The sequence below is a fragment of the Hydrotalea flava genome, assembly GCF_001623405.1.
GTDB lineage: Bacteria > Bacteroidota > Bacteroidia > Chitinophagales > Chitinophagaceae > Hydrotalea > Hydrotalea flava.
Map to the genome: position 1 here is coordinate 1 of NZ_LUHG01000105.1, position 2,785 is coordinate 2,785.

Here is a 2,785-nt window from a genome sequence, read left to right on the forward strand (position 1 = left end):
GCCCGGCACGAAGTTCAGTGCCCGTATTATCAATATCAAATTCTGCAATCACCGAACGTGAACGAACGTCTAAAGCACCACTGTTTCGCGACAGTGAAGCCGTAAAGATTTTGCCTGGAAGATCAATTACAGTGAATTGCGCTTTTGTTCCCGGCGGCAGCGACTGGACCTGCTTTTCAGGAATAGCTACGGTTAACCTTAATTTATTTTGTTGCGCCAATTGAAATAGCGGTTCGCCATTTACGCCATTATCTCCCACCAGTGCCCCTTCGGAAATAAATCTTCCGGTAATGACGCCACTGAATGGCGCTGTGATGCGCAAATAATTATGTATTTGCCCAGATGCCGAAGCTTTGGAGCGGCTACTGCTATAGGCGGCGCTATCACCTAAATATTGCGCATAGGCTCTTTCCAGTTCAATGGTAGCTACGGCACCATTTTTCTTTGCCGCTTCTTTCAAGCGGTTATATGATTGTTTGCTGAACAAAAATTTCTGGTACGATGTACCGATAGAAGAACGCATGGCTGCATATTGTTGTCCTACTTCAGGTGCTTCTAATTGTGCCAGCAACTGCCCCTTGCGTACATAACTTCCACGATCAACATACAGCTTTTTTACAAAGCCTTTTATCTTGGGATATATGTTCACCTGCTCAAAAGGTTTTAATTCTCCCGGTAACGTGATAGCGAATTGCGGCTGCTGTTTCTGAACAGTTGCCATTATAAATGTTATTGTTTGCTTTTTTTCAGTGACAGAAACAGTTGCTTCATTTTTTTCATCCGAACAACTTTGAATGATGAGTACAGAGGCTATTAATAATGGATAAATAAATACTCGCATCAGATTTCGATTTTAGTTTTTTTGATGAATGGGAATAAATTGTTCGCCTGCATAACGGCTTAAGGCATCATCAGGATCTAAGGAAACACTTTGCAGGCTTGCTTTTTTACGGAAGGTTACAAACAAGTGTGGCAATACCAGCAGTGTAGTGAATGTGGACATGAGCAAACCACCAATAACGGCTTGTCCCAAAGGGGCTACCTGTTCACCACCTTCACCCATACCAGCAGCCATCGGTATCATACCGGCAATCATAGCCAGTGTGGTCATGATAATAGGTCGCAGCCGTGAAGATGCAGCGAGAAATGCAGACAGTGTTACATCTAACTTATTTTTGAACCGGCTCTTCTCCGCATGATCTACCATCAGGAATGCATTTGAAACAGATACTCCCACAGACATGATCATGCCCATATACGATTGCAGGTTGAGCGTACTGCCAAACGCCAGCAACAATAATAAACTACCTGCAATAACGGCTGGCACTACGGTCAATATCAAAGCTGATAAAGCAAAGGATTGGTAATAGGCTGCGAGCATTAAAAAGATCACGATAATAGCGATCACCAAACCAGTTTGTAATCCGTCCAATGTGTCGGCCAGCAACTGCAATTGTCCCTGTATGGAGGTGATGACACCTTTAGGTTTTTCACCTGCTTCTGCAATGGCTTTTTTTACTGCCTTTGATGCTGCCCCTAAATCTTTATCATTCAAATTGGCAGCTATCGTTACATACCGGTTGGCCCCCTGCCGGTTCACCTGTCCGGGTTCATCACCAAAAGAAAGCCGTGCCACGTCATCAAGTATCGGTCGTGACTGCCCTGATTTTAGCGGCAACATTTTCAAGTCATCCAATGCCTGCATATTTGCTTCGGCAACCTGCACCTGCACCTGGAAAACAAGACCGGATTTAGGATCCCGCCAAAGCGATTTATTAATGAAGCGGGTAGAAGATGTTGCCATCGTTATTACCTGCGTTACGTCCTGCATGGTGAGTCCAAATTGCGAAGTCCGTTCACGGTCAACATCAATTTGTACGGTTGGATAATGCACAGGTTCTTCAATATGAATGTCACGCAAAAAAGAATTTTTCTTGAGCGCCGCTTCAATTTTTTTTGCATAGTTTTCAGCGGGAGCTAATTGTGCAGCAGCCACTCTTATCTGCACCGGTGTGTTAGTTCCTTGGCTCATGATCTTTTCAACCAATTCAATAGGCTCAAAAGAAATTTGTAGCTCAGGATAATTTTCTTTTATTTTTTTACGGATATTCTCTTTTAATTCATCCACTGATTGTGAAAGCGCATCTTTATTAATGGACACCTGCAACACTGCTTCCTGCGAACTGCTGGTAAATAAAAAGATGGGATTAATGGCGGTGCCGGACGGTTGCAAACCCACAAAAGCGGAAGAGATGGTAATGCCTTTGTCACCTGTTTCTTTTGCAATAATATCGGTAACCTGGTGCAGGTATTGCTCTGTTTTTTCAATGCGGGTTCCGGAAGGAGCCACGATCCGCACCTGCAAATCACCTGTGCCACTGGAAGGCATGATGTCTGTTCCTATAAAAATGAATCCAACGCCAATTAATACAATCACAATTGTAACATAGATGCCGATAACCCAATTGCGCCGTTGCTGCAATTTCCGGGTAAGAAACAGATACCTTTTTTTGAATTTCTCAAAGCGGGTCAGTTTTTGTTTTCCGTTACCATTTCCGTGATGCGCATGTGGTTTAAATTTCATCAGCCAATTGGCTAAAACTGGAACAAATGTTTGAGAGAAAATAAAAGAAGCGATCATGGAAAAACCAACGGCCACCTGTTTTCCTCACTGGGACACCCTAAAAGTTGAATATTTTAGCCAGGATTCGATGTTCTTCTGTTAGTATTAGTTTTTTTCTGATGATTTGTTTAGATGTAGGTAACATAATTTCAATTTCAAAAA

At 42.9% G+C, this 2,785-nt stretch carries 2 protein-coding genes; both read right to left on the minus strand.

The features are described from left to right. Positions 1-841 (minus strand): efflux RND transporter periplasmic adaptor subunit (locus A0F92_RS14160; RefSeq protein ID WP_068247642.1); only part of this gene is annotated, 841 nt, incomplete at its 3' end. A 12-nt stretch (positions 842-853) separates the two neighbouring features. Then, entirely contained in the window at positions 854-2,659 is a 1,806-nt protein-coding gene (locus A0F92_RS14165) for an efflux RND transporter permease subunit (RefSeq protein WP_262490045.1), read from the minus strand. Positions 2,660-2,785: the final 126 nt, after the last annotated feature.